Source organism: Mesorhizobium montanum (assembly GCF_033977145.1).
GTDB lineage: Bacteria > Pseudomonadota > Alphaproteobacteria > Rhizobiales > Rhizobiaceae > Mesorhizobium > Mesorhizobium montanum.
Genome location: NZ_JAVIJF010000008.1, coordinates 1 through 19,961 on the forward strand (window position 1 = coordinate 1; position 19,961 = coordinate 19,961).

Annotated in this window: 23 protein-coding genes; 14 read left to right on the forward strand and 9 right to left on the reverse strand. The window is 63.3% G+C overall.

Features of this window, described 5'->3' with window-relative positions; translation table 11 throughout:
- Positions 1-42: 42 nt before the first annotated feature.
- The 5 genes from RFM68_RS12365 to hslV all read right to left on the reverse strand — a co-directional run bounded on the left by RFM68_RS12365 (position 43) and on the right by hslV (position 4,302).
- Complete coding sequence (locus RFM68_RS12365) at positions 43-1,002, reverse strand: DUF1402 family protein (protein ID WP_320233262.1); 960 nt, start codon at positions 1,000-1,002, stop codon at positions 43-45.
- Between the two features lie 311 nt (positions 1,003-1,313).
- Positions 1,314-2,624: an ATP-dependent protease ATPase subunit HslU gene (gene hslU, locus RFM68_RS12370; protein WP_320233263.1), complete on the reverse strand. Its 1,311-nt coding sequence runs from the start codon at positions 2,622-2,624 to the stop codon at positions 1,314-1,316.
- Positions 2,625-2,629: 5 nt separating this feature from the next.
- Entirely contained in the window at positions 2,630-3,229 is a 600-nt protein-coding gene (locus RFM68_RS12375; RefSeq protein ID WP_320233264.1) for a DUF2585 domain-containing protein, read from the reverse strand.
- 4 nt (positions 3,230-3,233) lie between these two features.
- Complete coding sequence (locus RFM68_RS12380; protein ID WP_320233265.1) at positions 3,234-3,761, reverse strand: GNAT family N-acetyltransferase; 528 nt, start codon at positions 3,759-3,761, stop codon at positions 3,234-3,236.
- The gene (hslV, locus tag RFM68_RS12385; RefSeq protein ID WP_320233266.1) at positions 3,751-4,302 is read right to left on the reverse strand and encodes an ATP-dependent protease subunit HslV; all 552 of its coding nucleotides are present in this window, start codon (positions 4,300-4,302) and stop codon (positions 3,751-3,753) included. The genes RFM68_RS12380 and hslV overlap by 11 nt, the downstream gene beginning before the upstream one ends.
- A gap of 216 nt (positions 4,303-4,518) precedes the next feature.
- Here hslV and hisB point away from each other — a divergent pair, with 216 nt between their 5' ends.
- From hisB to RFM68_RS12445, 12 genes are all read left to right on the forward strand, one after another.
- The gene (gene hisB, locus RFM68_RS12390; RefSeq protein WP_320233267.1) at positions 4,519-5,115 is read left to right on the forward strand and encodes an imidazoleglycerol-phosphate dehydratase HisB; all 597 of its coding nucleotides are present in this window, start codon (positions 4,519-4,521) and stop codon (positions 5,113-5,115) included.
- Positions 5,116-5,119: 4 nt separating this feature from the next.
- Complete coding sequence (locus RFM68_RS12395; RefSeq protein ID WP_320233268.1) at positions 5,120-5,593, forward strand: DUF2628 domain-containing protein; 474 nt, start codon at positions 5,120-5,122, stop codon at positions 5,591-5,593.
- A gap of 1 nt (position 5,594) precedes the next feature.
- Entirely contained in the window at positions 5,595-6,245 is a 651-nt protein-coding gene (hisH, locus tag RFM68_RS12400) for an imidazole glycerol phosphate synthase subunit HisH (protein ID WP_320233269.1), read from the forward strand.
- Positions 6,245-6,538 carry a DUF1330 domain-containing protein gene (locus RFM68_RS12405; RefSeq protein ID WP_320233270.1) on the forward strand — a complete coding sequence of 98 codons (294 nt, stop codon included), beginning with the start codon at positions 6,245-6,247 and terminating at the stop codon, positions 6,536-6,538. The genes hisH and RFM68_RS12405 overlap by 1 nt, the downstream gene beginning before the upstream one ends.
- A 2-nt stretch (positions 6,539-6,540) precedes the next feature.
- On the forward strand, positions 6,541-7,287 hold the full coding sequence (hisA, locus tag RFM68_RS12410) for a 1-(5-phosphoribosyl)-5-[(5-phosphoribosylamino)methylideneamino]imidazole-4-carboxamide isomerase (protein WP_320233271.1): 747 nt from the start codon (positions 6,541-6,543) through the stop codon (positions 7,285-7,287).
- Positions 7,284-8,123: an arginase family protein gene (locus RFM68_RS12415; protein WP_320233272.1), complete on the forward strand. Its 840-nt coding sequence runs from the start codon at positions 7,284-7,286 to the stop codon at positions 8,121-8,123. The genes hisA and RFM68_RS12415 overlap by 4 nt, the downstream gene beginning before the upstream one ends.
- The gene (gene hisF / locus RFM68_RS12420) at positions 8,120-8,914 is read left to right on the forward strand and encodes an imidazole glycerol phosphate synthase subunit HisF (protein ID WP_320233273.1); all 795 of its coding nucleotides are present in this window, start codon (positions 8,120-8,122) and stop codon (positions 8,912-8,914) included. The genes RFM68_RS12415 and hisF overlap by 4 nt, the downstream gene beginning before the upstream one ends.
- A 71-nt stretch (positions 8,915-8,985) precedes the next feature.
- Positions 8,986-9,309: a phosphoribosyl-ATP diphosphatase gene (locus tag RFM68_RS12425; protein ID WP_320233274.1), complete on the forward strand. Its 324-nt coding sequence runs from the start codon at positions 8,986-8,988 to the stop codon at positions 9,307-9,309.
- Positions 9,310-9,389: 80 nt separating this feature from the next.
- The gene (coaA, locus tag RFM68_RS12430) at positions 9,390-10,349 is read left to right on the forward strand and encodes a type I pantothenate kinase (protein WP_320233275.1); all 960 of its coding nucleotides are present in this window, start codon (positions 9,390-9,392) and stop codon (positions 10,347-10,349) included.
- Between the two features lie 74 nt (positions 10,350-10,423).
- The gene (locus RFM68_RS12435; protein WP_320233276.1) at positions 10,424-11,461 is read left to right on the forward strand and encodes a glycosyltransferase family 2 protein; all 1,038 of its coding nucleotides are present in this window, start codon (positions 10,424-10,426) and stop codon (positions 11,459-11,461) included.
- 92 nt (positions 11,462-11,553) lie between these two features.
- A complete protein-coding gene (locus RFM68_RS12440; protein WP_320233277.1) occupies positions 11,554-11,952 on the forward strand; it encodes a GtrA family protein in 399 nt (132 codons plus the stop codon).
- A 182-nt stretch (positions 11,953-12,134) separates the two neighbouring features.
- Entirely contained in the window at positions 12,135-13,538 is a 1,404-nt protein-coding gene (locus RFM68_RS12445; protein WP_320233278.1) for a hypothetical protein, read from the forward strand.
- Here RFM68_RS12445 and RFM68_RS12450 read toward each other — a convergent pair.
- The 4 genes from RFM68_RS12450 to RFM68_RS12465 form a co-directional block, all read right to left on the reverse strand.
- Positions 13,501-14,118 carry an alpha-ketoglutarate-dependent dioxygenase AlkB gene (locus RFM68_RS12450; RefSeq protein WP_320233279.1) on the reverse strand — a complete coding sequence of 206 codons (618 nt, stop codon included), beginning with the start codon at positions 14,116-14,118 and terminating at the stop codon, positions 13,501-13,503. The two genes, RFM68_RS12445 and RFM68_RS12450, sit on opposite strands and share 38 nt — an antisense overlap.
- Before the next feature lie 109 nt (positions 14,119-14,227).
- The gene (lysM, locus tag RFM68_RS12455) at positions 14,228-14,707 is read right to left on the reverse strand and encodes a peptidoglycan-binding protein LysM (protein WP_320233280.1); all 480 of its coding nucleotides are present in this window, start codon (positions 14,705-14,707) and stop codon (positions 14,228-14,230) included.
- 180 nt (positions 14,708-14,887) lie between these two features.
- Entirely contained in the window at positions 14,888-15,325 is a 438-nt protein-coding gene (arfB, locus tag RFM68_RS12460; RefSeq protein ID WP_140633630.1) for an alternative ribosome rescue aminoacyl-tRNA hydrolase ArfB, read from the reverse strand.
- Positions 15,326-15,407: 82 nt separating this feature from the next.
- Positions 15,408-17,018: a phosphoenolpyruvate carboxykinase gene (locus RFM68_RS12465; RefSeq protein WP_320233281.1), complete on the reverse strand. Its 1,611-nt coding sequence runs from the start codon at positions 17,016-17,018 to the stop codon at positions 15,408-15,410.
- Positions 17,019-17,360: 342 nt separating this feature from the next.
- On the opposite strand from RFM68_RS12465, the gene RFM68_RS12470 reads away from it, so the two are divergent.
- Entirely contained in the window at positions 17,361-18,062 is a 702-nt protein-coding gene (locus RFM68_RS12470; protein WP_006201274.1) for a response regulator transcription factor, read from the forward strand.
- Between the two features lie 114 nt (positions 18,063-18,176).
- Entirely contained in the window at positions 18,177-19,961 is a 1,785-nt protein-coding gene (locus RFM68_RS12475) for a sensor histidine kinase (RefSeq protein ID WP_320233282.1), read from the forward strand.

Below are 19,961 nucleotides of genomic sequence, written 5' to 3' on the forward strand. Positions count from 1 at the left end.
AAGATAGGTCGCGGCCTTGAGGGGCAGCGCGAACGTGGCGCCCTAAAAAAGCGCTTTCAACTCGTCCAGCTTGTCGTTGACCAGCCAGCCGTAATAGTTTTCCTCGGGCAGCTTTTCCGGCTCGCCGGCGGCGCGGCGCTTGTCGTTCTCGGCCTTCAGCGCATAGGCGCGCTGCTCGGGATTGCCGACATTGTAGAGCGTGGCGGTGAGGCCCGGATTTTTCGAAATGTCGAAGCCGGCAATGGTCCGGTAAGCATCGATCGACTTCCTGATCGTCGCGGCGACGTAGGGCAATGTGAGGTCGGGATCCATGATGGTCTTGTAGACCGCGTTGGGATCGTTGACGTCGAGTTCGGGCAGGCCGGAGACCTTGTGCACGAGATCGCTCATCTGCAGCGCCGTCAGCGGGTTCAGCTGGCCGAGGCCAAAAGTCTGGCCGGCGTAATAGGGCTGGAAGAAGGTGGCGCCGAAGCGGTCGTTGGGGAAATCCTCGCCGCCGACCGTCTTGCCGCGGAACGAATGGTTCCACACCTGCTCGCGGCATTCCCAAAGATCGTAGCTGTCGTCCATGCCGGCGCATTTCTTGAACTCCGGCCGCTGGATGAAATCGCCGACGTCCTCGCCGTCATAGGCAAAGGTAAGCTTGCTCGACAAATAGGAGATCGCCTTGACGTAGTAGGTCTGCAGCCGGTCATAGGCGTCGACATTGTAGGTGTGCTCGCCGACGATGGCGCCGACGATATGCATGGGGTCGATGCCGTAGGCCGACGCCGCCTTCCCGATCTTGGCGCGCAGGTCGGCGTCGTTCTGCAGCAGCGCGTAGACCTTGCGGTACTTGGCCTGGAAGGTGGTGTTGGTCGCCTGGGTGCGCCGGCTGGACGCGCCCGGAATATCCGGCTGCACGCTGTTGCGGTTGCCCGGTGGCACCATGGTCGTGGCATCGGCGATCGTCGCCGCCGCCGCCAGTGCAAGACCAACAAAGAGAAACAGATATTTCTTCATCCGCCGCCGCCTTGGAACGGTTCGGCAATCGCCGATCCGTTCCAGCCATTTGATTATACGCAATTTCGGACGGAACACCGCCGTACACTTTTCCTGAAATTGCTTTCGAAAGCCGCGGCAACCTAGGTAAAGCGCTCGGTAGAGTCGAGAGAAGGCTGCTACCTGCCACCAAGAATGGCGGCCAGATGCTTCCATTTGGCCACACTTTGCATTGGAAGGGCGTTTCAGGCCGGCCCGAAGCCGGCCTGAAATCGGGGCATTGGAAGGGCGATTCGGTCCGGCCTGAAGCCGACCCGAAATCAAGAGCAGGCTTAAAGGATGAACCGGGACAGGTCGGTGTTGCGCGACAGGTCGCCGACATGCTTCTCGACATAGGCGGCGTCGATGGTCACGGCGGTGCCGTTGCGGTCCGGCGCGTCGTAGGAGATTTCGTCCAGCACACGCTCCATCACCGTCTGCAGGCGCCGGGCGCCGATGTTCTCGACACTGTCGTTGAGATCGACGGCGATGCCGGCGAGCGAATCGATGGCATCGTCGGTGAAGGTCAACTCGACGCCTTCGGTCTTCATCAGCGCGATATACTGCTTGATCAGGCTCGCTTCGGTCTCGGTGAGGATGCGGATGAAATCGGACTTCTCCAGCGGGCGCAGCTCGACGCGGATCGGCAGGCGGCCCTGCAGCTCCGGTAAAAGGTCCGACGGTTTGGAGACGTGGAACGCGCCCGAGGCGATGAACAGGATATGGTCGGTTTTTATCGGCCCATATTTGGTCGCGACAGTGGTGCCTTCGACCAGCGGCAGCAGGTCGCGCTGCACGCCCTCGCGGGACGGGCCGCCCGAAATGTCGCTCCTGGCGGCGATCTTGTCGATCTCGTCGAGGAAGACGATGCCGTCGTTTTCGGCCGATTCCAGCGCTCTGCGCACCACCTCGTCCTGGTCGAGCAGCTTGTCGGACTCGTCGTTGACCAGGAGCGCGTAGGAATCGCGCACCGTGGTCTTGCGGGTCTTGGTCTTGCGGCCGCCCATCGCCTTCGACAGCATGTCGTTGATGTTGAGCACGCCGACATTGGCGCCGGGCATGCCGGGAATCTCGAAGCCGGGCATGCCGCCGGTGCCGGTGTCGGCCACTTCGATCTCGATCTCCTTATCGTCCAACTCGCCGTCGCGAAGCTTTTTGCGGAAGCTATCGCGCGTGGCCGGGCTCGCCGTCTTGCCGACCAGCGCTTCCAGCACGCGTTCCTCGGCGTTGACCTGAGCCCGCGCGTTGACGTCCCCGCGCATCTTTTCGCGCGCCAGGCCGATGGCGACTTCGACCAGGTCGCGCACGATCTGCTCGACATCGCGGCCGACATAGCCGACCTCGGTGAACTTGGTCGCCTCGACCTTGACGAAGGGCGCGCCGGCGAGCCGCGCCAGGCGGCGCGAGATCTCGGTCTTGCCGACGCCGGTCGGACCGATCATCAGGATGTTCTTCGGCATCACCTCTTCGCGCATCTGGCCTTCCAGTTGCTGGCGGCGCCAGCGGTTGCGCAAGGCAATGGCCACGGCGCGCTTGGCGTCCTTCTGGCCGATGATGAAGCGGTCGAGTTCCGAAACGATTTCGCGGGGGGAGAAGGTGCTCATAAGACTCAAATTCCACTTTGCCACTGCTTGATGGACTCGAACGGATGCAGCAGCATGATCACGTTGAGCGTCAGATTGTCCCGGATGATGTAGCCCGTGCCGAGCTCGAAGATGAGCGCCAGGGCCACGATCACCCATATAGGCAGCTTTCGCGCCATCACAAATCCCAGCGCCATGAACAGCGTGTCGGACACCGAGTTGATGATCGAGTCGCCGTAATAGTTGAGCGAGATGGTGCCGGCGCGGTAGCGGTCGATGATGAAGGGACTGTTTTCCAGAAGCTCCCAGCCACCCTCGATGAGGACCGCGAAGGCCAGCCTCAGACCGACCGGCGAGCGCGGGAACAGAAATGTTGCCAGCGCATAGAACAGGAAGCCATGGATGATGTGCGAGAAGGTGTACCAGTCGGCGATGTGCTGGGAGTTCTCCGAGCTGTTGACCACGCCGTGCCAGAGCTTGACATAGCCGCAGGTGCAGATCGGTGGATGGCCCATGCCATACAAGGTGCCCGCCTGAAAGACGATCAGGGCGAGGACCAGCAGCAAGCCCATGCGCCAGCTGTCCTCATAGGCGGAAAGCGTCTTGTCCTCCGCGGGCGCGGTCATTCGGTCAGTCCCCCAAATTTTCGTCGTCCTCGGCCGCATCGACGGCCATCAGCACGACGTCCCCATATTGCGAATGCCTGCGGCCGATCGGCCTGAAGCCTGCCTTCTCATAGGCACGGATGGCGCGACCATTGTCGGGATGCGGATCGATGACGACGCGCAGCGCGCCTTCCTCGAACAGCTCCTCGACGAACTGGCGCACGATGGCCGAGCCATGGCCAATGCCCACCAGCTCCGGCGGACCGATCGACAGATCGATGCCCAGCGTGCCGAACGGCTGGTCGGCATAGGGATGGTCGTCCTCCATATGCGGATCATAGCTCTGCAGGTAGGCGATCGGCCTGCCGTCGAGCTCGACGATCAGCGGCTCCACCGAGACCGAATCGATATGCTCGCGGATTTCGGCGATTTCCTTTGCCGGATCGTCCCACCATTCGGCGACATGCGGTTCCTTGAGCCAGCCGGCGATCAGCGGCAGGTCGTTAACCGTGACCGGGCGAAAATCGTATGGCTGAGGCTGTTCAGGCGGCATCGAGCGTTTCGACGACGAAGTTGTTGTTGGTATAGACGCAGATCTCGGACGCGATCTGCATGGCCTTGCGGGCGATCTCCTCGGCGTCCTTGTCGGTGTCGATCAGCGCGCGGGCCGCGGCCAGCGCGTAATTGCCGCCGGAGCCGATGGCCATCACCCCATGCTCGGGCTCCAGCACGTCGCCATTGCCGGTCAGCGCCAGCGAGACCGACTTGTCGGCGACCAGCATCATCGCCTCCAGCCGGCGCAGATAGCGGTCGGTGCGCCAGTCCTTGGCGAGTTCGACGCAGGCGCGCGTAAGTTGGTCGGGATATTGCTCGAGCTTGGCTTCTAGCCGCTCGAGCAGGGTGAAGGCGTCGGCGGTGGCGCCGGCGAAGCCGGCAATGACGCTGCCACCCTTGCCGATGCGGCGTACCTTGCGGGCGTTGCCCTTCATGATCGTCTGGCCAAGGCTGACCTGGCCGTCACCGGCGATCACGACCTTGCTGCCCTTGCGCACGCTGACGATGGTCGTGGCATGCATGGTGAGTTCATTCGACATTTCCGGCTCCGATGCGCGCTATCCCTTGAAAAGGCGATTGGCGCGGTACGAGTGAGTTTGATCGGCCATATGTATGCATGGGGCCAACGATTGCAAACCGCTCCGGACCAAGGCCGATAGCGACCGGATTGGCAACTGGCAATCGCCGGATCATGCTGATAGAAGGCTTTCGTTTTCAAGCCCGAGGCCTCCGAGTAGGCCAACAAGGACAGAGCGATGCCGCGTTCCGCCGAAGTCAGCCGCAAGACCAGGGAAACCGAGATTTCCGTTTCGGTCCATGTCGACGGCAAGGGCAAAGCCGACATTTCGACCGGCGTCGGCTTCTTCGACCACATGCTCGACCAGCTGTCGCGGCATTCGCTGATCGACATGACCATAAAGGCCAAGGGCGACCTGCATATCGACGACCACCACACCGTCGAGGACACCGGCATCGCGATCGGCCAGGCGTTGAGCAAGGCGCTGGGCGAGCGGCGCGGCATCATGCGCTATGCCTCGATCGACCTCGCCATGGACGAGACTCTGACCAGGGCGGCGATCGACGTCTCGGGCCGGCCTTTCCTGGTCTGGAACGTCGCTTTCTCGTCGCCGAAGATCGGCACATTCGATACCGAGCTGGTGCGCGAGTTCTTCCAGGCGCTGGCGCAGAATGCCGGCATCACGCTGCATGTGACCAACCATTATGGCGCCAACAACCATCATATCGCCGAAACCTGCTTCAAGGCGGTGGCGCGCGTGTTGCGCGCGGCGCTGGAGCCCGATCCGCGCCAGCCGGACGCGGTGCCTTCCACCAAGGGATCCCTGAAAGGATAGCCCTATGGCGATCTATGTCGTGATGGAGCCGCCGGCCGGCAACAAAGCCGAAGACCTCCGCTTCGTGCGCGACAGCTTCACCTGGCTGGGTTTCCTGGTCGCGCCGCTCTGGCTCGCCTGGAACCGGCTGTGGATCGAGGCGGCATTGACCTTCGTCGTCATGGCGATCCTGTCAGTGGTCGGCGAAAGGCTCGGGCTCGAATGGGCCGGATCGATGCTGTCGCTGCTGGTCTCGCTCTATGTCGGGTTCGAAGGACAGGGCCTGCGCGTCGCGGCGTTGCGCCGACGCGGCTGGCGCGAATGGGGCGTGGTCGAGGCCGGCAACCTCGGCGATGCGGAGATGCGCCAGGCGCTGGAAGCCGGCGACGATGACGAGGAGCCGGCAGCCATGCCGCGCATCGTGCCGGACGCGTCGCTGGCGCGTCCGCCACAGACCGGTATGGCGCTGGGGCTGACCCATACGCCTGGAAGGCCCTGACATGCGGGTAGCCATTATCGACTACGGCTCGGGCAATCTGCGCTCGGCCACCAAGGCCTTCGAGCGCGCCGCGCATGAGGCGGGCCTGGCCGCGACGATCGATCTTACGGCCGATGCGGAGCGGGTGCGAAGCGCCGACCGCATCGTGCTGCCGGGCGTCGGCGCCTATGCCGATTGCGCCGCCGGACTGCACGGGGTGGCAGGCATGTGGGAGGCGGTGGAGGAAGTTGCCATTGCCAAAGGACGGCCGTTCCTCGGCATCTGCGTCGGCATGCAGCTGATGTCGGAACGCGGTCTCGAAAAGACCGTCACCAAGGGCCTCGGCTGGATCGCCGGCGACGTCAAGGAGATCACGCCCTCCGATCCGGCGCTGAAGATCCCGCAGATCGGCTGGAACACGATCGAGCTTACGCGCCCACATCCGCTGTTTTCCGGCATCGGGACCGGGCCGAAAGGGCTGCACGCCTATTTCGTTCATTCCTATCATCTGGACGCGAAGAAACCTGGCGAGGTGCTGGCGATTGCGGACTATGGCGGCCCGGTGACGGCCGCCGTTGCCCGCGACAATGTCGCCGGCACGCAGTTCCATCCCGAGAAGAGCCAGGCGCTCGGCCTGGCGCTCATCACCAATTTCCTGAGATGGAGGCCCTGATGACAGCCAAGAAGGGCTACTGGATCGCGCTGATCGATGTGCACGACCAGGAAATCTATAAAAAGTACATCGAGGCCAACGCCAAGGCCTTCGCCAAATATGGGGCGAAGTTCATCGTTCGAGCGGGTCGCTATGAAAATCCCGAAACGCCGACAGGCAATCGTCATGTGGTGGTGGAGTTCGATTCCTACGACACGGCGGTAGCCTGCTACCAATCGCCCGAATATCAGGAGGCGTCGAAATACCGGCTTGCCGGCTCCACCGGCCATTTCGTCATCGTCGAGGGCGCCTGATCGTGATCCTGTTTCCCGCCATCGATCTCAAGGACGGCCAATGCGTGCGCCTGAAACATGGCGACATGGCCACCGCCACCATCTACAACGACGATCCCGCCGCCCAAGCCAAGGCCTTCGAGGAACAGGGCTTCGAGTGGCTGCACGTCGTCGACCTCAATGGCGCCTTCCAAGGCCAGAGCGTCAATTCCGCGGCCGTCGGCGCCATCCTCAAGGCGACGAAGAACCCGGTGCAGCTCGGCGGCGGCATCCGCACCCTGCCGCAGATCGAGGACTGGCTGGATCGCGGCCTGGCCCGCGTCATTCTGGGCACGGTCGCGGTGCGCGAGCCGGAGCTGGTCAGGGAAGCCTGCAAGGCCTTTCCCGGCAAGGTCGCCGTCGGTATCGACGCCAAGGGTGGCAAGGTCGCGGTCGAAGGCTGGGCCGAGGCCTCCGAGCTCGGCGTCATCGAGCTGGCCCGAAAATTCGAAGGCGCGGGCGTCGCGGCAATCATCTACACCGACATCGACCGCGACGGCGTGCTTTCCGGCATCAACTGGGATGCTACGATCGACCTCGCCGAGGCGGTGTCCATTCCGGTGATCGCATCCGGCGGCCTCGCCTCGATCGCCGATATCGTACGCATGACCATGCCCGATGCGACAAAACTCGAAGGCGCGATCTCGGGCCGCGCCCTATATGACGGGCGTATCGACCCGGCCGAGGCGCTGGCGATCCTGCGCGGCGAGAGGGCAGAGGCAAGACCGTGAACATTTCGATCATCCTGGCATCCTATGACAGCGGCCATTTCCACGGCGGCTGCGGCCAGGGCCCGGACGCGCTGATCTCGGGCGGGCTGGCCGAGGCGCTGACGCTCGCCGGCCACGACGTCGACGTGTATGACATCGGCAAGGTCAGCGAGGACGAGCAGGAACGCGAGATCGCAACCGGCTTCGCCGTGTGCAACGCCGTTTCGGGTGAAGTCCGCATTGCGCTGGACAAGAAGCGGTTTCCGATCGTGCTGGCCGGCAACTGCCTGACCGGCGCGGGTGCCGTGGCAGGTGCCGGCGCCGACGCCATCATCTGGGCCGACCAGCATGGCGACCTCAACACGCCGGAAACCTCGACCACCGGTTTCCTCGACGGCATGGCACTGGCCACCGTGCTCGGCCTCTGCTGGCGGCCGATGGCGAACCAGATCCCCGGTTTCAAGCCGGTCGATCCGTCGCGCTGCGTCCTGGTCAACGCGCGCGATCTCGACAGCGCGGAACAAGAGCTGCTGGAGAAACTGCCGATCATCCGGACCGAATGCCCGGACTGGAAGCGCGCGGCGCAAAGACTGAAGGCCGACGGCGCAAGGCAAGTCCACATGCATGTCGACCTCGACGTGCACGACCCCGAGAAGCTGCAGGCCAACCGCTACACCACGCCCGGCGGCCCGGCCCCCGACCAGGTGCGCACCGCGATGTGCGGTCTCGCAGGTCCACTCAGCATCGCGGGGCTGACCATTTCCGCCTACGATCCGGCTTTCGACCCCAAGGGCGATGTGCCGCCTCTGGTCGGCGAGCTGGTGGTCGACCTGCTTTCGACGCTGGAAGGCAAGTGATGCTGAAAGCCCGCGTCATCCCTTGCCTCGACGTCAAGAACGGGCGCGTGGTCAAGGGCGTCAATTTCGTCGACCTCATCGATGCCGGCGACCCGGTCGAAGCAGCCAAGGCTTACGACGCGGCCGGCGCTGACGAGCTCTGCTTCCTCGATATCACCGCATCGTCGGACAATCGCGAGACGATCTTCGACGTCGTCGCCCGCACGGCCGAGCAATGCTTCATGCCGCTCACCGTCGGCGGCGGCGTGCGCCAGGTGGCCGACATCCGCAAGTTGCTTCTGGCCGGCGCCGACAAGGTGTCGATCAACACGGCGGCGGTGAAGAACCCGGATTTCGTCGCTCAAGCCGCCGACAAGTTCGGCAACCAGTGCATTGTCGTCGCCATCGACGCCAAGAAGGTGTCGGCGCAAGGCGAGGCCGACCGCTGGGAGATCTTCACCCATGGCGGGCGCGAGAAGACCGGCATCGACGCGGTCGACTTCGCCAGGCGAATGGTCGAGCGCGGCGCCGGCGAGATACTTTTGACCTCGATGGACCGCGACGGCACCAAGGCCGGCTACGACATTGCGCTGACCCGCGCGATCGCCGATGCGGTGCGCGTGCCGGTGATCGCATCGGGCGGCGTCGGAACGCTCGATCACCTGGTCGAAGGCATTCGTGACGGCCATGCGGGTGCGGTGCTTGCCGCCTCGATCTTCCATTTCGGCACCTACTCCATTGCCGAGGCCAAGGCGCATATGGCCAAAGCCGGCCTGCCGATGCGGCTGGACTCGGCCGTCCATCGGGCTTAAAGCATGATCCCGAAAAGCGGGAACCGGTTTTCGGAAAAGATCATGCTTAAACAAGCAGATAGATGACTCCCATGGCTCAATTTTCACTCGCCGAGCTGGAAACGATCATTCATCAGCGCGCCCATTCCGGCGATCCGGACTCGTGGACGGCGAAGCTGTTCGCCAAGGGCATCGACAAGGCGGCGCAGAAGCTTGGTGAGGAAGCGGTCGAGACGGTAATTGCCGCCATCAAGGCAGACAAGAAAGCCCTCGTTTCGGAAAGCGCCGATCTTATATATCATTGGCTGGTCGTCCTCGGCATGGCCGGTGTTGCGCTGGACGACGTGCTCAAGGAGCTCGAGGGCCGCACCGGCCGTTCGGGCATCGCCGAAAAGGCATCCCGGTCGAAGGGTTGAAAGAGACGGATAGAGCATGATGTTGCCCGAAAACCGCTTCACACTTTTCGGCATCATGCTTTAGGAGGGCAGGAAACTCGATGGACCAACTTGCTCCTACCGAGAAATATTCCCCCTATCGCTTCTTCTCCGCCGAGCAATGGTCGCAGTTCCGCGCCGACACGCCGCTGACGCTGACCGGGGACGAGATCGACCGGCTGCGCTCGCTCAACGACCCGGTCGACCTCGAAGAGGTCAAGCGCATCTATCTGTCGCTGTCGCGGCTGCTGTCGGCGCATGTCGAGGCAAGCCAGTTGCTGTTCCGGCAGCGCCAGGCCTTTTTCAATGCGCAGGACGTCGTCAAGACACCCTTCATCATCGGCATTGCGGGTTCGGTCGCGGTCGGCAAGTCAACCACGGCGCGCGTGCTGAAAGAACTCCTTGCGCGCTGGCCATCGAGCCCGAAGGTCGATCTCATCACCACCGACGGCTTCCTGTTGCCCAACGAGACCTTGCGCCGCGAGAATCTCATGGAGCGCAAGGGGTTCCCCGAGAGCTACGACGTCGGCGCGCTGCTCAGGTTCCTGTCCGGCATCAAGTCGGCGCAAAGCAGTGTCCGCGCGCCGGTCTATTCGCACCTGACCTACGACGTGATCCCCGGCGAGTTCGTCACCATCGACCGTCCGGACATCCTGATCTTCGAAGGCATCAACGTGCTGCAGCCGGGCAAGCTGCCGAAGGACGGCAAGATCGTGCCGTTCCTGTCCGACTTCTTCGATTTCGCCATCTATATCGATGCCGACGACAAGCTGATCCATCAATGGTACATCCAGCGTTTCATGCGGCTGCGCGAGACCGCCTTCCGCAATCCGGACTCCTTCTTCCACCGCTATTCGCAGCTTTCCGATGATGCCGCGCGGGCCATTGCCGAGGGGCTCTGGGCCAACATCAACCTGAAGAACCTGCGCGAGAACATCCTGCCGACCAGGGCGCGGGCCGATCTTATCCTGCGCAAGGGCACCAACCACCTGATCGAGGAAGTGGCGTTGCGGAAATTGTGAGCCCCTTAACGGCACCTTAGGCAATCCCGACTAGCTTTGCGGACCAAACTCCAGCGGGTGTCGGGAGGCAACCGGTGATCAATGCGGGCGATGCCGAGGGCCGCAAGGCCCCGGTCTATTCACTGGTCATTCCGATCTTCAATGAAGAGGCGGTGCTGCCGCTGCTCGTGCGGCGGATCACCGCCCTGCTCGACAAGCTCGACGCCAGCGCCGAGGCCATCTTCGTCGACGACGGCAGCCGCGACACAAGCGTCATCTTCCTGCGCGGCATGGCCACGGCGGACCCGCGTTTCCGGCTGATCGAACTGTCGCGCAATTTCGGCCACCAGATAGCGATCACCGCCGGCATGGATGCAGCCGCCGGCGATGCCGTGATCGTCATGGACGCGGATTTGCAGGATCCTCCCGAAGTGGTGCTCGACCTCGTCGCCAAGTGGAAGGAAGGCTACGAGATCGTCTATGCCCGCCGCACCAAACGCGAGGGCGAAACGCTGTTCAAGCGCGCAACCGCCAGCCTCTTCTACCGCGCTCTCGAGCAGATGACCTCGGTGACGATCCCGCGCGACGTCGGCGATTTCCGGCTCGTGGGAAGAAAAGCCCTGGAGACGTTCAAGCAGATGCCCGAGCGCGACCGTTTCGTGCGCGGCATGTTCGGCTGGATGGGCTTCAAGCAGACGGCAGTGTCGTTCGAACGGCCCGAGCGGGCGGCCGGCGAAACCAAATATCCGTTCTGGAAAATGCTGCGGCTGGCGGTCCATGGCGTCATCGGCTTTTCCGACAAGCCTTTGCGGCTGGCGCTGTGGTTGGGTCTCGCCATTTCCGGCTTTGCCGCCCTGCTTGGGGTCTATGCGCTGTTTTCCTGGCTGTTTGCCAGCGGCGTCGTCCATGGCTGGACCTCGACGGTCGTGATCATCTCCTTCCTGTCGGGCATCAACCTCTTCATGACCGGCATTATCGGCCTCTATGTCGGTCGCATCCACGCCGAAGTGAAGCGGCGGCCGCTTTACGTCATCGACCGCCTGACCGGCTTTGAGGAAGCGATCGCGGCGATGAGCAATCCCAAGACGTCGCAGCACAGCCTGCCCGCGACGCGCGAACGCCGGTTCGGCTGACCTTGCGGCAGGCGGTCAATCCCCAGAGCGCTGCCACGGTTTCCGTGGCCGGGGGAGGTCCTTCGCCCGGCTACCGGTTCCGGTCATGGGCCATGGGTCGTTCGGAGCCGGCGCGCGTCCTGCGGTTTGCCGCGATCGGCGGCGTATCGACCATGATCTATGTGGTGGTGACCCTGGGGTTGTCGGACCGACATGGCTTCGGCATTCCGGCGACGATCGCCTCGATCGCCGGCTACGGCGCCGGCGCGGCATTCTCCTATTGCGGGCACCGCTTCGTGACGTTCATGTCGGACGGCGCGGTTGGCTTCGAGATAGTCCGCTTTGCCGGCGCTACGGCGATCGGGTTCCTGCTCTCCGTCGGGCTGGCCGTGATCCTTGCCGACGTCGCCGGGCTGCCGCCATTGGTGCCGGTGGCAATCGCTTCCATTCTGGTTCCGGTCCTGAACTTCATTATCCTGCGCAAATTCGTCTTCGTGGCGGCGGTCCGATGAGCGTGGAGACCCGCCCTTCGCTTGCCGAGAGGTCCGCCGTGACCCCGATCCTGGACCGGTCGCCGGCCAACGCATCCGGCGTAGCCACACGGACTTTGGTCCTCTGCCTCCTCGTTTTGGCGGCGGCCGTGCCCTGGCAAATGCGATGGGGCGTCATACCCGACACCAGTTGGGCAATCACCATGTCCGAGCGGGTGCTTGCCGGCGCACGGCTTTACGTCGATCTCTTCGAGGTCAATCCGCCTTTTACGCCCTGGATGTTCATGCCGGCCGTGGCCCTGGCACATGCTCTCGGCCTGTCGCCGGAAGTCGTGATCCATCTCTATGCCTATGCGATCTGCCTGGTGGGGCTCGGCTTTGCCGCGCTGATCGCCAAGCAGGCCGGCTTTGCGGAGAACCGCACGCTGTTCTCCATGCTTCCGCTGCTCCTGGCGCTGCTGGTCATCCTTCCCGGCAATGCCTTCAGCGAGCGGGAGCACCTGGGCGTCGCCCTGTTCCTGCCGTCGCTGGTGCTGGCGGCATGGCGTGCGACGCCGACGGATGGTGCCCGGCCGGGCATGCTTGTGGCGGTCCTTGCCGGGCTTTGCGGCAGTGTCCTGCTGCTGGTCAAACCCTACTACGCGCTGGTGGTGCTCGCCCCGGCGTTCTATGTGGCCTGGCGGCGCCGATCGATCTGGTCGCTCTTCGCCATTGAACACTGGGTGATCGGATTTGCCTGCGTCGCCTATCTCGTGGCCGTGATGCTTCTCTATCCGGAATTCCTCAGCGTCATCTACCCGACCCTGGCCGACACCTATATGCGGATGGGCAACCTACCGGGGTTGCTGATCGCCTACGGACCTATCTATCTGATCGCGCTCCTGATCCTGCGCTTTCTCCGGCCGGGCTTGCCATTGTCGCCGCTGGTCAGCGTGTTCACGGTTGCCTCGCTGGCGGCAATGGTGCCGTTGATCTACCAGGCCAAGGGCTGGCCTTATCACGCATTCCCGGCGTTCAGCCTGGTGTTGGCGGCGCTGTTTTTGAGGACAGCGCAGATCGATCAGTCATCACCGGGCAAAGCAATCGAGCCGGCGCGAAAGCTGTTGCTCGCGGCCGTCATCGCAGCCGCCGCCATCCCATTCATGAAAACGCAGAAGCCGAACGCCGAGCTGGTTGTCAAGCTCGAGGCCGCGGTTCATCAGCCGACAGTCGCGCTTGTCGGCTCCGACATCGCGGCCGGCCATCCGCTCACCCGCATGCTCGGCGGAACATGGATTTCACGCTACTGCAGCGACTGGTTGAGTGAATCGGCACTTTACCTTTCGGCGATCGCGACCGGGAACGGCGACAAAGAGGCGGCTGACCACTACCGCGAGATTGCCGACCGCTACATCGACGGCAAGCTTGCCGAGTTGGAGACGAAACGGCCGACGATGATCATCATTCAGAAAAACGACAGAGCCTTGGCCGAAGAGCTATCGCGCCGCCCGGACTATGTCCGTTTCACACAAGACTACCGAGCGGTCGCCGAGGACGAGACCGTGCGGGTGCTGCTTCGCGACACGAGCGTCAGCCAGGCACCGTCACCCGCCGCAGCGTCAGATTGATGCGGCCGCCGTTCTTCAAGAGCGCCGACGTCGCGGGATAGATGCGGTCGACGCCGTGGAAGGCGAGGCGCCCTTCGCCGCCGAGCACGACGACGTCGCCGCTTTTCAGCCTGAACGATTTCGTGCCACCTTCGCGGGTGTTCTGGCCGACCCGGAACAGGCCGTCATCACCCAGCGAGACCGACACCACGGGCGCAGCGAAATCCTTCTCGTCACGGTCTTGGTGCAGGCCCATTTTGGCGTCAGCCGAATAGAAGTTGACCAGGCAGGCCTCGGGCGGATGCGGGTAGGCCGAAACCTCGCGCCATAATTGCAGCAACGCCTCGGGGATCGGTGGCCAGGGCTCGCCGGTCACGGGATGCGTCGGCTGATAGCGATAGCCACCCTCCTTGTCGGTCACCCAGCCAAGCGCGCCGCAATTGGTCATGCGCACGCTCAACTCCTTGCCGGTGCGCGGCATGGCCGGAACGTAGAGGGGCGCTGCCTGCACGGCGCGCCTGATCTCCTCAACCAGCGCTTCCTGGGCGGGGCGCGCAAGGTAACCCGGCATGTGGCGGACGCCTTTGGGAAGAACGAGCATGGTCGATCCGGTTGGCTTACCGATGCAGTTAACTGGTCCAAGCATGCCACCGGCAAACGAAAACGGCGACCCGAAAGCCGCCGTTCGTTCAATCTGCGCGATATGCCCCTCAGGCGTGGTCGATATCCGGTATGCGCAGCACCTGGCCCGGATAGATCTTGTCGGGATGCGTCAGCATCGGCTTGTTGGCCTCGAAGATGATGTTGTTCTTCGTGCCCTGTCCTTTGCCGTAAGATTTTTCGGCGATCTTCCAGAGGTTGTCGCCCTTCTGAACCGTGTAGAACGTCGGTTCCTTGGCCGGCGCGGTCGCCTTGCCGGCTTCGGGCGCGACTTTCAGCTCGTCTGCCTGCACCTTGGAGACGCCGAGCGTGTTGCCGACAGCGACCACCGCCTTTTCGAAGGCCGACTGATCCTTGACGGTGCCCTTCAGCACCGCGGTGTCACCCTGGACGGCAATCTCGACGCCGTCCGTGCCCAGCTTGTGCGAATCGAGTTCCTTCTTCAACGTATCCGCGTTTGGCGATGCCTCGTCGTCGCCGCCAAGCCCGAGCTTCTTGCCGACGCCTTTGACGAAATCGAAAATACCCATTGCTGGTCTCCTCGCTGTTGCAGCAATGCGAACTTGCCATCTGCAACCCTGAATTGGAAGCCAGCCTATCCAACCGTGCTTAGAGCGTTTCACCGTTTCACTGAAACGGCGAACCGCTCTATCTCTTTGTCTTGACGCAATTCCGGACGGAAAACCGCTCTCACTTTTCCTGGAATTGCTCTAATCGTTCTCGACCCGACCGCGCAGCTTTTTTACCGTCGACCGGCCTGCTTTGCTCTTCAGTCGGCGCTCCACGGCGCCTTTGGACGGCCTGGTCTTCTTGCGCGGCGGCGGTGGCGGCTCGGCCGCCTTGGCGATCAACGCGGTCAGCCGCGCCCGCGCATCGGCGCGATTCTGCTCCTGAGTGCGGAAGCGGCCGGCCTCGATCACGATGACGCCGTCCTTGGTGGCACGCTGACCGGCAAGTTTGATGGCGCGCTCACGCACGCGCTCGGACAGGCCTGAAGCGTTCGCCGCGTCGAAGCGCAGCTGTACGGCAGTGGCCACCTTGTTGACGTTCTGGCCGCCCGGGCCGGAGGAACGAATGAAGTCCTCGTGCAGGTCGCCCGGACGGATAACGGCTTCGCCGCTGATGATGATGTCGTCGTCGCTCGCCATGCACGCACTCATGACGCGATGGCGGCAAAAAGAAAAGCCCGGCGCTGGCCGGGCTCCGGAGGAAAGGTGTTGGAAGCCGTCGCTACTCGGCAGCTTCCTGCAGCCGCGGCGCGGCGCCGAGGATGGTCGCGTCGACGTGGCGTTCGAACTTCTCGAAATTGACGGCGAACATACTGACCAGTTTCGCGGCCTGGCGATCGTAACCGGCCTTGTCCGCCCAGGTCGAACGCGGGTCGAGAATGGCGCCGTCGACGCCCGGAACCGCCACCGGCACCTCGAAGCCGAAATTGGCGTCGGTGCGAAACTCGGCCGACTTCAGCGAACCGTCGAGCGCGGCACCCAGCAGGGCGCGCGTCACCTTGATCGGCATGCGGCGGCCGGTGCCATAGGCGCCGCCGGTCCAGCCGGTGTTGACCAGCCAGCAGTCGACGCCGTGGCCAGCGATCAGCTGGCGCAGCAGATTGCCGTATTCGGACGGATGGCGCGGCATGAACGGAGCGCCGAAGCAGGTCGAGAACGTCGCCTCCGGCTCCGTAACGCCCTTTTCCGTGCCGGCAACCTTGGCGGTATAGCCCGACAGGAAGTGGTACATCGCCTGCGCCGGCGTCAGCCTGGCGATCGGCGGCATGACGCCGAAAGCGTCGGCGGTCAGCATGATGATGTTCTTCGGGTGACCGGCGCGGCCGGTCTTCGAGGCATTGGGGATAAAGTCCAGCGGGTAGGCGCAGCGTGTGTTTTCGGTGAGGCTGCCGTCGTTGAAGTCCGGCACGCGACGGGCATCGAGCACGACATTCTCCAGCACCGTGCCGAAGCGCTGCGTGGTGCCGAAGATTTCCGGCTCGGCCTCGGCCGAAAGCCTGATGGTCTTGGCGTAGCAGCCGCCTTCGAAGTTGAAGATGCCGTGCGGACCCCAGCCATGCTCGTCGTCGCCGATCAGCGTGCGCGACGGGTCGGCCGACAGCGTCGTCTTGCCGGTGCCGGACAGGCCGAAGAAGACGGCCGCGTCGCCGTCCGGCCCTTCATTGGCCGAGCAGTGCATCGGCATCACGCCCGTTTCCGGCAGCAGATAATTCAGCATGGTGAACACCGACTTCTTCATCTCGCCGGCATAGGAGGTGCCGCCGATCAGCACGATCTTGCGGGTGAGATCGACCGCGATGACCGTCTCGGCGCGGGTGCCGTGACGCGCCGGATCGGCGCGGAAGGAGGGCAGGTCGATGATCGTCATCTGGGGCACGAAACGCTCGAGCTCCGCCGCTTGCGGCCGGATCAGAAGATTGCGGATGAACAGCGAATGCCAGGCGAATTCGGTGACGAGCCGGACCGGCAGCCTGAGGTCGGCGTCGGCGCCGCCGACGAGGTCCTGAACGTAGAGATCCTTGCCGATTGCATGAGCCTTGAAATCCGCAAGCAGCGCCTCGAACTGCGCCGGCGAGATCTCCTTGTTGTTGTCCCACCAGACATGCGGGCCAGTCGCCTCGTCGCGCACGACGAATTTGTCCTTCGGCGAACGCCCGGTGTGCTGGCCGGTCTCGGCGACCAGCGCGCCCTGCGCGGTCAGCCTCGCCTCGCCGCGCCGGATCGCTTCCTCGTAAAGTTCGGCCGCGCCGAAATTGTAGCGCACCATGCCTGTGGTCTTCAGGCCGATCGCGTCGATGGCGCAGTCGGGGTTGCGTTTGCCGGCTTCCGACATCAAATTTCCTCTCTGGATTTGGCCGCATCTGACCGGGAATTTCCCGGAGCCCGCTAAGGGACTGTCAGGTTTCAGAACCAGAAAAGCCGAATGATATCAAATCATTAATCGATTTAAAAAATTTGAAAGTTGTTTAAATCGTTTATATGTGCAAAAAATCACAGAGGTTGCCCAAAGGATTGGCAGGCTTGCTTCGTCCAATCCCGATACGGGTGCGATGGTGTGTAGCGGCAGGCTGCCCGTGACTTCGCACGGGGCCTATGCCACATTTTGTACCCAATTTGTCCTGCAAAAGCCCCTTCTCGACGACAGAAGGGACAGCTCATGAGGGAGCCGCTTGAAATGGCAACAATCGCGCTTGTCGACGACGACCGCAACATTCTGACCTCGGTGTCGATCGCGCTCGAATCCGAGGGCTATCGGGTCGAAACCTACACCGATGGCGCGTCGGCGCTGGAAGGCCTGGCGGCGCGGCCGCCGAACCTCGCCATCCTCGACATTAAGATGCCGCGCATGGACGGCATGGAGCTGTTGCGCCGCATGCGCCAGAAGTCCGACCTGCCGGTCATCTTCCTGACTTCGAAGGACGACGAGATCGACGAGCTTTTCGGCCTCAAGATGGGCGCCGACGACTTCATCCGCAAACCGTTCTCGCAGCGCCTCCTGGTCGAGCGCGTGCGCGCGGTGCTGCGCCGGACCAGCGCCCGCGAGGCGGCGGCCAAGGCGCCGAGCCAGCAGGCCCGCTCGCTCGAACGCGGCCAACTGGTGATGGACCAGGAGCGGCATACCTGCACCTGGAAAGGCGAGCCGGTGACGCTGACGGTGACCGAGTTCCTCATCCTGCATTCGCTGGCGCAGCGCCCCGGTGTGGTAAAAAGCCGTGATGCGCTGATGGATTCGGCCTATGATGAACAGGTCTATGTCGACGACCGCACCATCGACAGCCACATCAAGCGGCTGCGCAAGAAGTTCAAGGCCGTCGACGACGACTTCGAGATGATCGAAACCCTTTATGGAGTCGGATACCGGTTCCGCGAAGCTTGAATAGGCAGTAGGGAATTGAATGGTGCGAGCGGCCACTCACGCATAGCCGCCAACCATTTCCCTATTCCCTACTGCCCACTCACTACTCACTAACTAAGCAGGGCCTGCTATTCGATGGCAGTGGAAGTAGAGCGAGGCAGACGGGCGGGCGCCGCAAAGCGTCCGCGGCGGATCGTGCCCGCCTTCGTGTCGAAATTCACGGTGCCGATGCGCCGGTTTCTCGGCCATCACATCTTTTCCAGCCTGACGCGGCGCATCCTGTTCCTCAATCTGGCCGGCCTCGCCGTGCTGGTCACCGGCATCCTTTATCTCAACACCTTCCGCGACGGACTGATCGACGCGCGTGTCGAAAGCCTGATGACGCAAGGCGAGATCATCGCCGGCGCGATCGCGGCTTCGGCGACCGTCGAGACCGATTCGATCAGCATCGATCCGGAAAAGCTGCTCGAGCTGCAGGCCGGCGAGAGCCTTGGACCCGGTTCGGACCAGCTCGACAATCTCGACTTCCCGATCAATCCGGAACGCGTCGCACCGGTGCTGAGGCGACTGATCTCGCCAACGCGCACGCGCGCCCGCATCTACGACCGCGACGCGAACCTGTTGCTCGATTCCCGTCATCTCTATTCGCGCGGCCAGATCCTGCGCTACGACCTGCCGCCCGTCGACGACGAGCAGCCCGGCGCCGTGGAGCGGGTCGAGAAATTCATCTTCGACTTCTTCCGCAACAAGGACCTGCCGGTCTACCACGAGCAGCCCGGCGGCAATGGCGCGGCCTTCCCGGAAGTGGTCAAGGCGCTGACCGGCAGCCCATCGACCATCGTGCGGGTGAGCGAACAGGGCGAGCAGATCGTCTCCGTCGCGGTGCCGATCCAGCGTTTTCGCGCCGTGCTGGGTGTGCTGATGCTCTCCACCGAAGGCGGCGACATCGACAAGATCGTCGCGGCCGAGCGCAAGGCGATCCTGCGCGTGTTCGGGGTGGCGGCGCTTGTCACCGCGATCCTGTCGATGCTTCTGGCATCCACCATCGCCAATCCGCTCAGGCGGCTGTCCGCCGCCGCCGTCAGGGTGCGCCGCGGCGTCAAGAGCCGCGAGGAAATCCCCGATTTTTCCGACCGGCAGGACGAGATCGGCAATTTGTCCATTGCCGTGCGCGACATGACGAATGCGCTGTACGCAAGAATCGAGGCGATCGAAAGTTTTGCCGCCGACGTTTCGCATGAATTGAAGAACCCGCTGACCTCGCTGCGCAGCGCCGTCGAGACGCTGCCTCTGGCGAAGAACGAGAACTCGCGTGGCCGGCTGATGGAAATCATCCAGCACGATGTGAGGCGGCTCGACCGGCTCATCACCGACATCTCCGACGCTTCCCGGCTCGATGCCGAACTCGCGCGCGATGATGCGGCAATCGTCGATCTGAAGAAGTTCGCGACCGATCTGATCGCGGTCTCGCGTGAGGCGACGCGCAACAAGAAGGCCGTCGAGATCGAGCTCAAGGTCGCCAAGCTACCGGCCGGCGCCAAAGGCTATTTCGTTGTCGGCCATGACCTCAGGATTGGCCAGGTCATCACCAACCTGATCGAGAACGCGCGCTCCTTCGTTCCCGACGAGCATGGCCACATCGCGATTTCGCTTTCGCGTGCCGGCAAATTCAACATCATCACCGTCGACGACAACGGCCCGGGCATCCGGGCGGAGAAGATCGATCGCATCTTCGAGCGCTTCTACACCGACCGGCCGGCCGGCGAGGCGTTCGGCCAGAATTCCGGCCTCGGGCTGTCGATCAGCCGTCAGATCGTCGAGGCGCATGGCGGCACGCTGACGGCCGAGAACATCCCCGGCACCAAGCCCGGCGAGATCAAGGGCGCGCGTTTCGTGGTGACGCTGCCGGCCGAAGGCTGA

Coding starts and splice junctions, on each gene's coding strand:
- RFM68_RS12365 (WP_320233262.1), bottom strand. CDS start 1,002: ATGAAGAAATATCTGTTTCTCTTTGTTGGTCTTGCACTGGCGGCGGCG.
- hslU (WP_320233263.1), bottom strand. CDS start 2,624: ATGAGCACCTTCTCCCCCCGCGAAATCGTTTCGGAACTCGACCGCTTC.
- RFM68_RS12375 (WP_320233264.1), bottom strand. CDS start 3,229: ATGACCGCGCCCGCGGAGGACAAGACGCTTTCCGCCTATGAGGACAGC.
- RFM68_RS12380 (WP_320233265.1), bottom strand. CDS start 3,761: ATGCCGCCTGAACAGCCTCAGCCATACGATTTTCGCCCGGTCACGGTT.
- hslV (WP_320233266.1), bottom strand. CDS start 4,302: ATGTCGAATGAACTCACCATGCATGCCACGACCATCGTCAGCGTGCGC.
- hisB (WP_320233267.1), top strand. CDS start 4,519: ATGCCGCGTTCCGCCGAAGTCAGCCGCAAGACCAGGGAAACCGAGATT.
- RFM68_RS12395 (WP_320233268.1), top strand. CDS start 5,120: ATGGCGATCTATGTCGTGATGGAGCCGCCGGCCGGCAACAAAGCCGAA.
- hisH (WP_320233269.1), top strand. CDS start 5,595: ATGCGGGTAGCCATTATCGACTACGGCTCGGGCAATCTGCGCTCGGCC.
- RFM68_RS12405 (WP_320233270.1), top strand. CDS start 6,245: ATGACAGCCAAGAAGGGCTACTGGATCGCGCTGATCGATGTGCACGAC.
- RFM68_RS12425 (WP_320233274.1), top strand. CDS start 8,986: ATGGCTCAATTTTCACTCGCCGAGCTGGAAACGATCATTCATCAGCGC.
- coaA (WP_320233275.1), top strand. CDS start 9,390: ATGGACCAACTTGCTCCTACCGAGAAATATTCCCCCTATCGCTTCTTC.
- RFM68_RS12440 (WP_320233277.1), top strand. CDS start 11,554: ATGGGTCGTTCGGAGCCGGCGCGCGTCCTGCGGTTTGCCGCGATCGGC.
- RFM68_RS12445 (WP_320233278.1), top strand. CDS start 12,135: ATGTCCGAGCGGGTGCTTGCCGGCGCACGGCTTTACGTCGATCTCTTC.
- RFM68_RS12450 (WP_320233279.1), bottom strand. CDS start 14,118: ATGCTCGTTCTTCCCAAAGGCGTCCGCCACATGCCGGGTTACCTTGCG.
- lysM (WP_320233280.1), bottom strand. CDS start 14,707: ATGGGTATTTTCGATTTCGTCAAAGGCGTCGGCAAGAAGCTCGGGCTT.
- arfB (WP_140633630.1), bottom strand. CDS start 15,325: ATGGCGAGCGACGACGACATCATCATCAGCGGCGAAGCCGTTATCCGT.
- RFM68_RS12465 (WP_320233281.1), bottom strand. CDS start 17,018: ATGTCGGAAGCCGGCAAACGCAACCCCGACTGCGCCATCGACGCGATC.
- RFM68_RS12470 (WP_006201274.1), top strand. CDS start 17,361: ATGGCAACAATCGCGCTTGTCGACGACGACCGCAACATTCTGACCTCG.
- RFM68_RS12475 (WP_320233282.1), top strand. CDS start 18,177: ATGGCAGTGGAAGTAGAGCGAGGCAGACGGGCGGGCGCCGCAAAGCGT.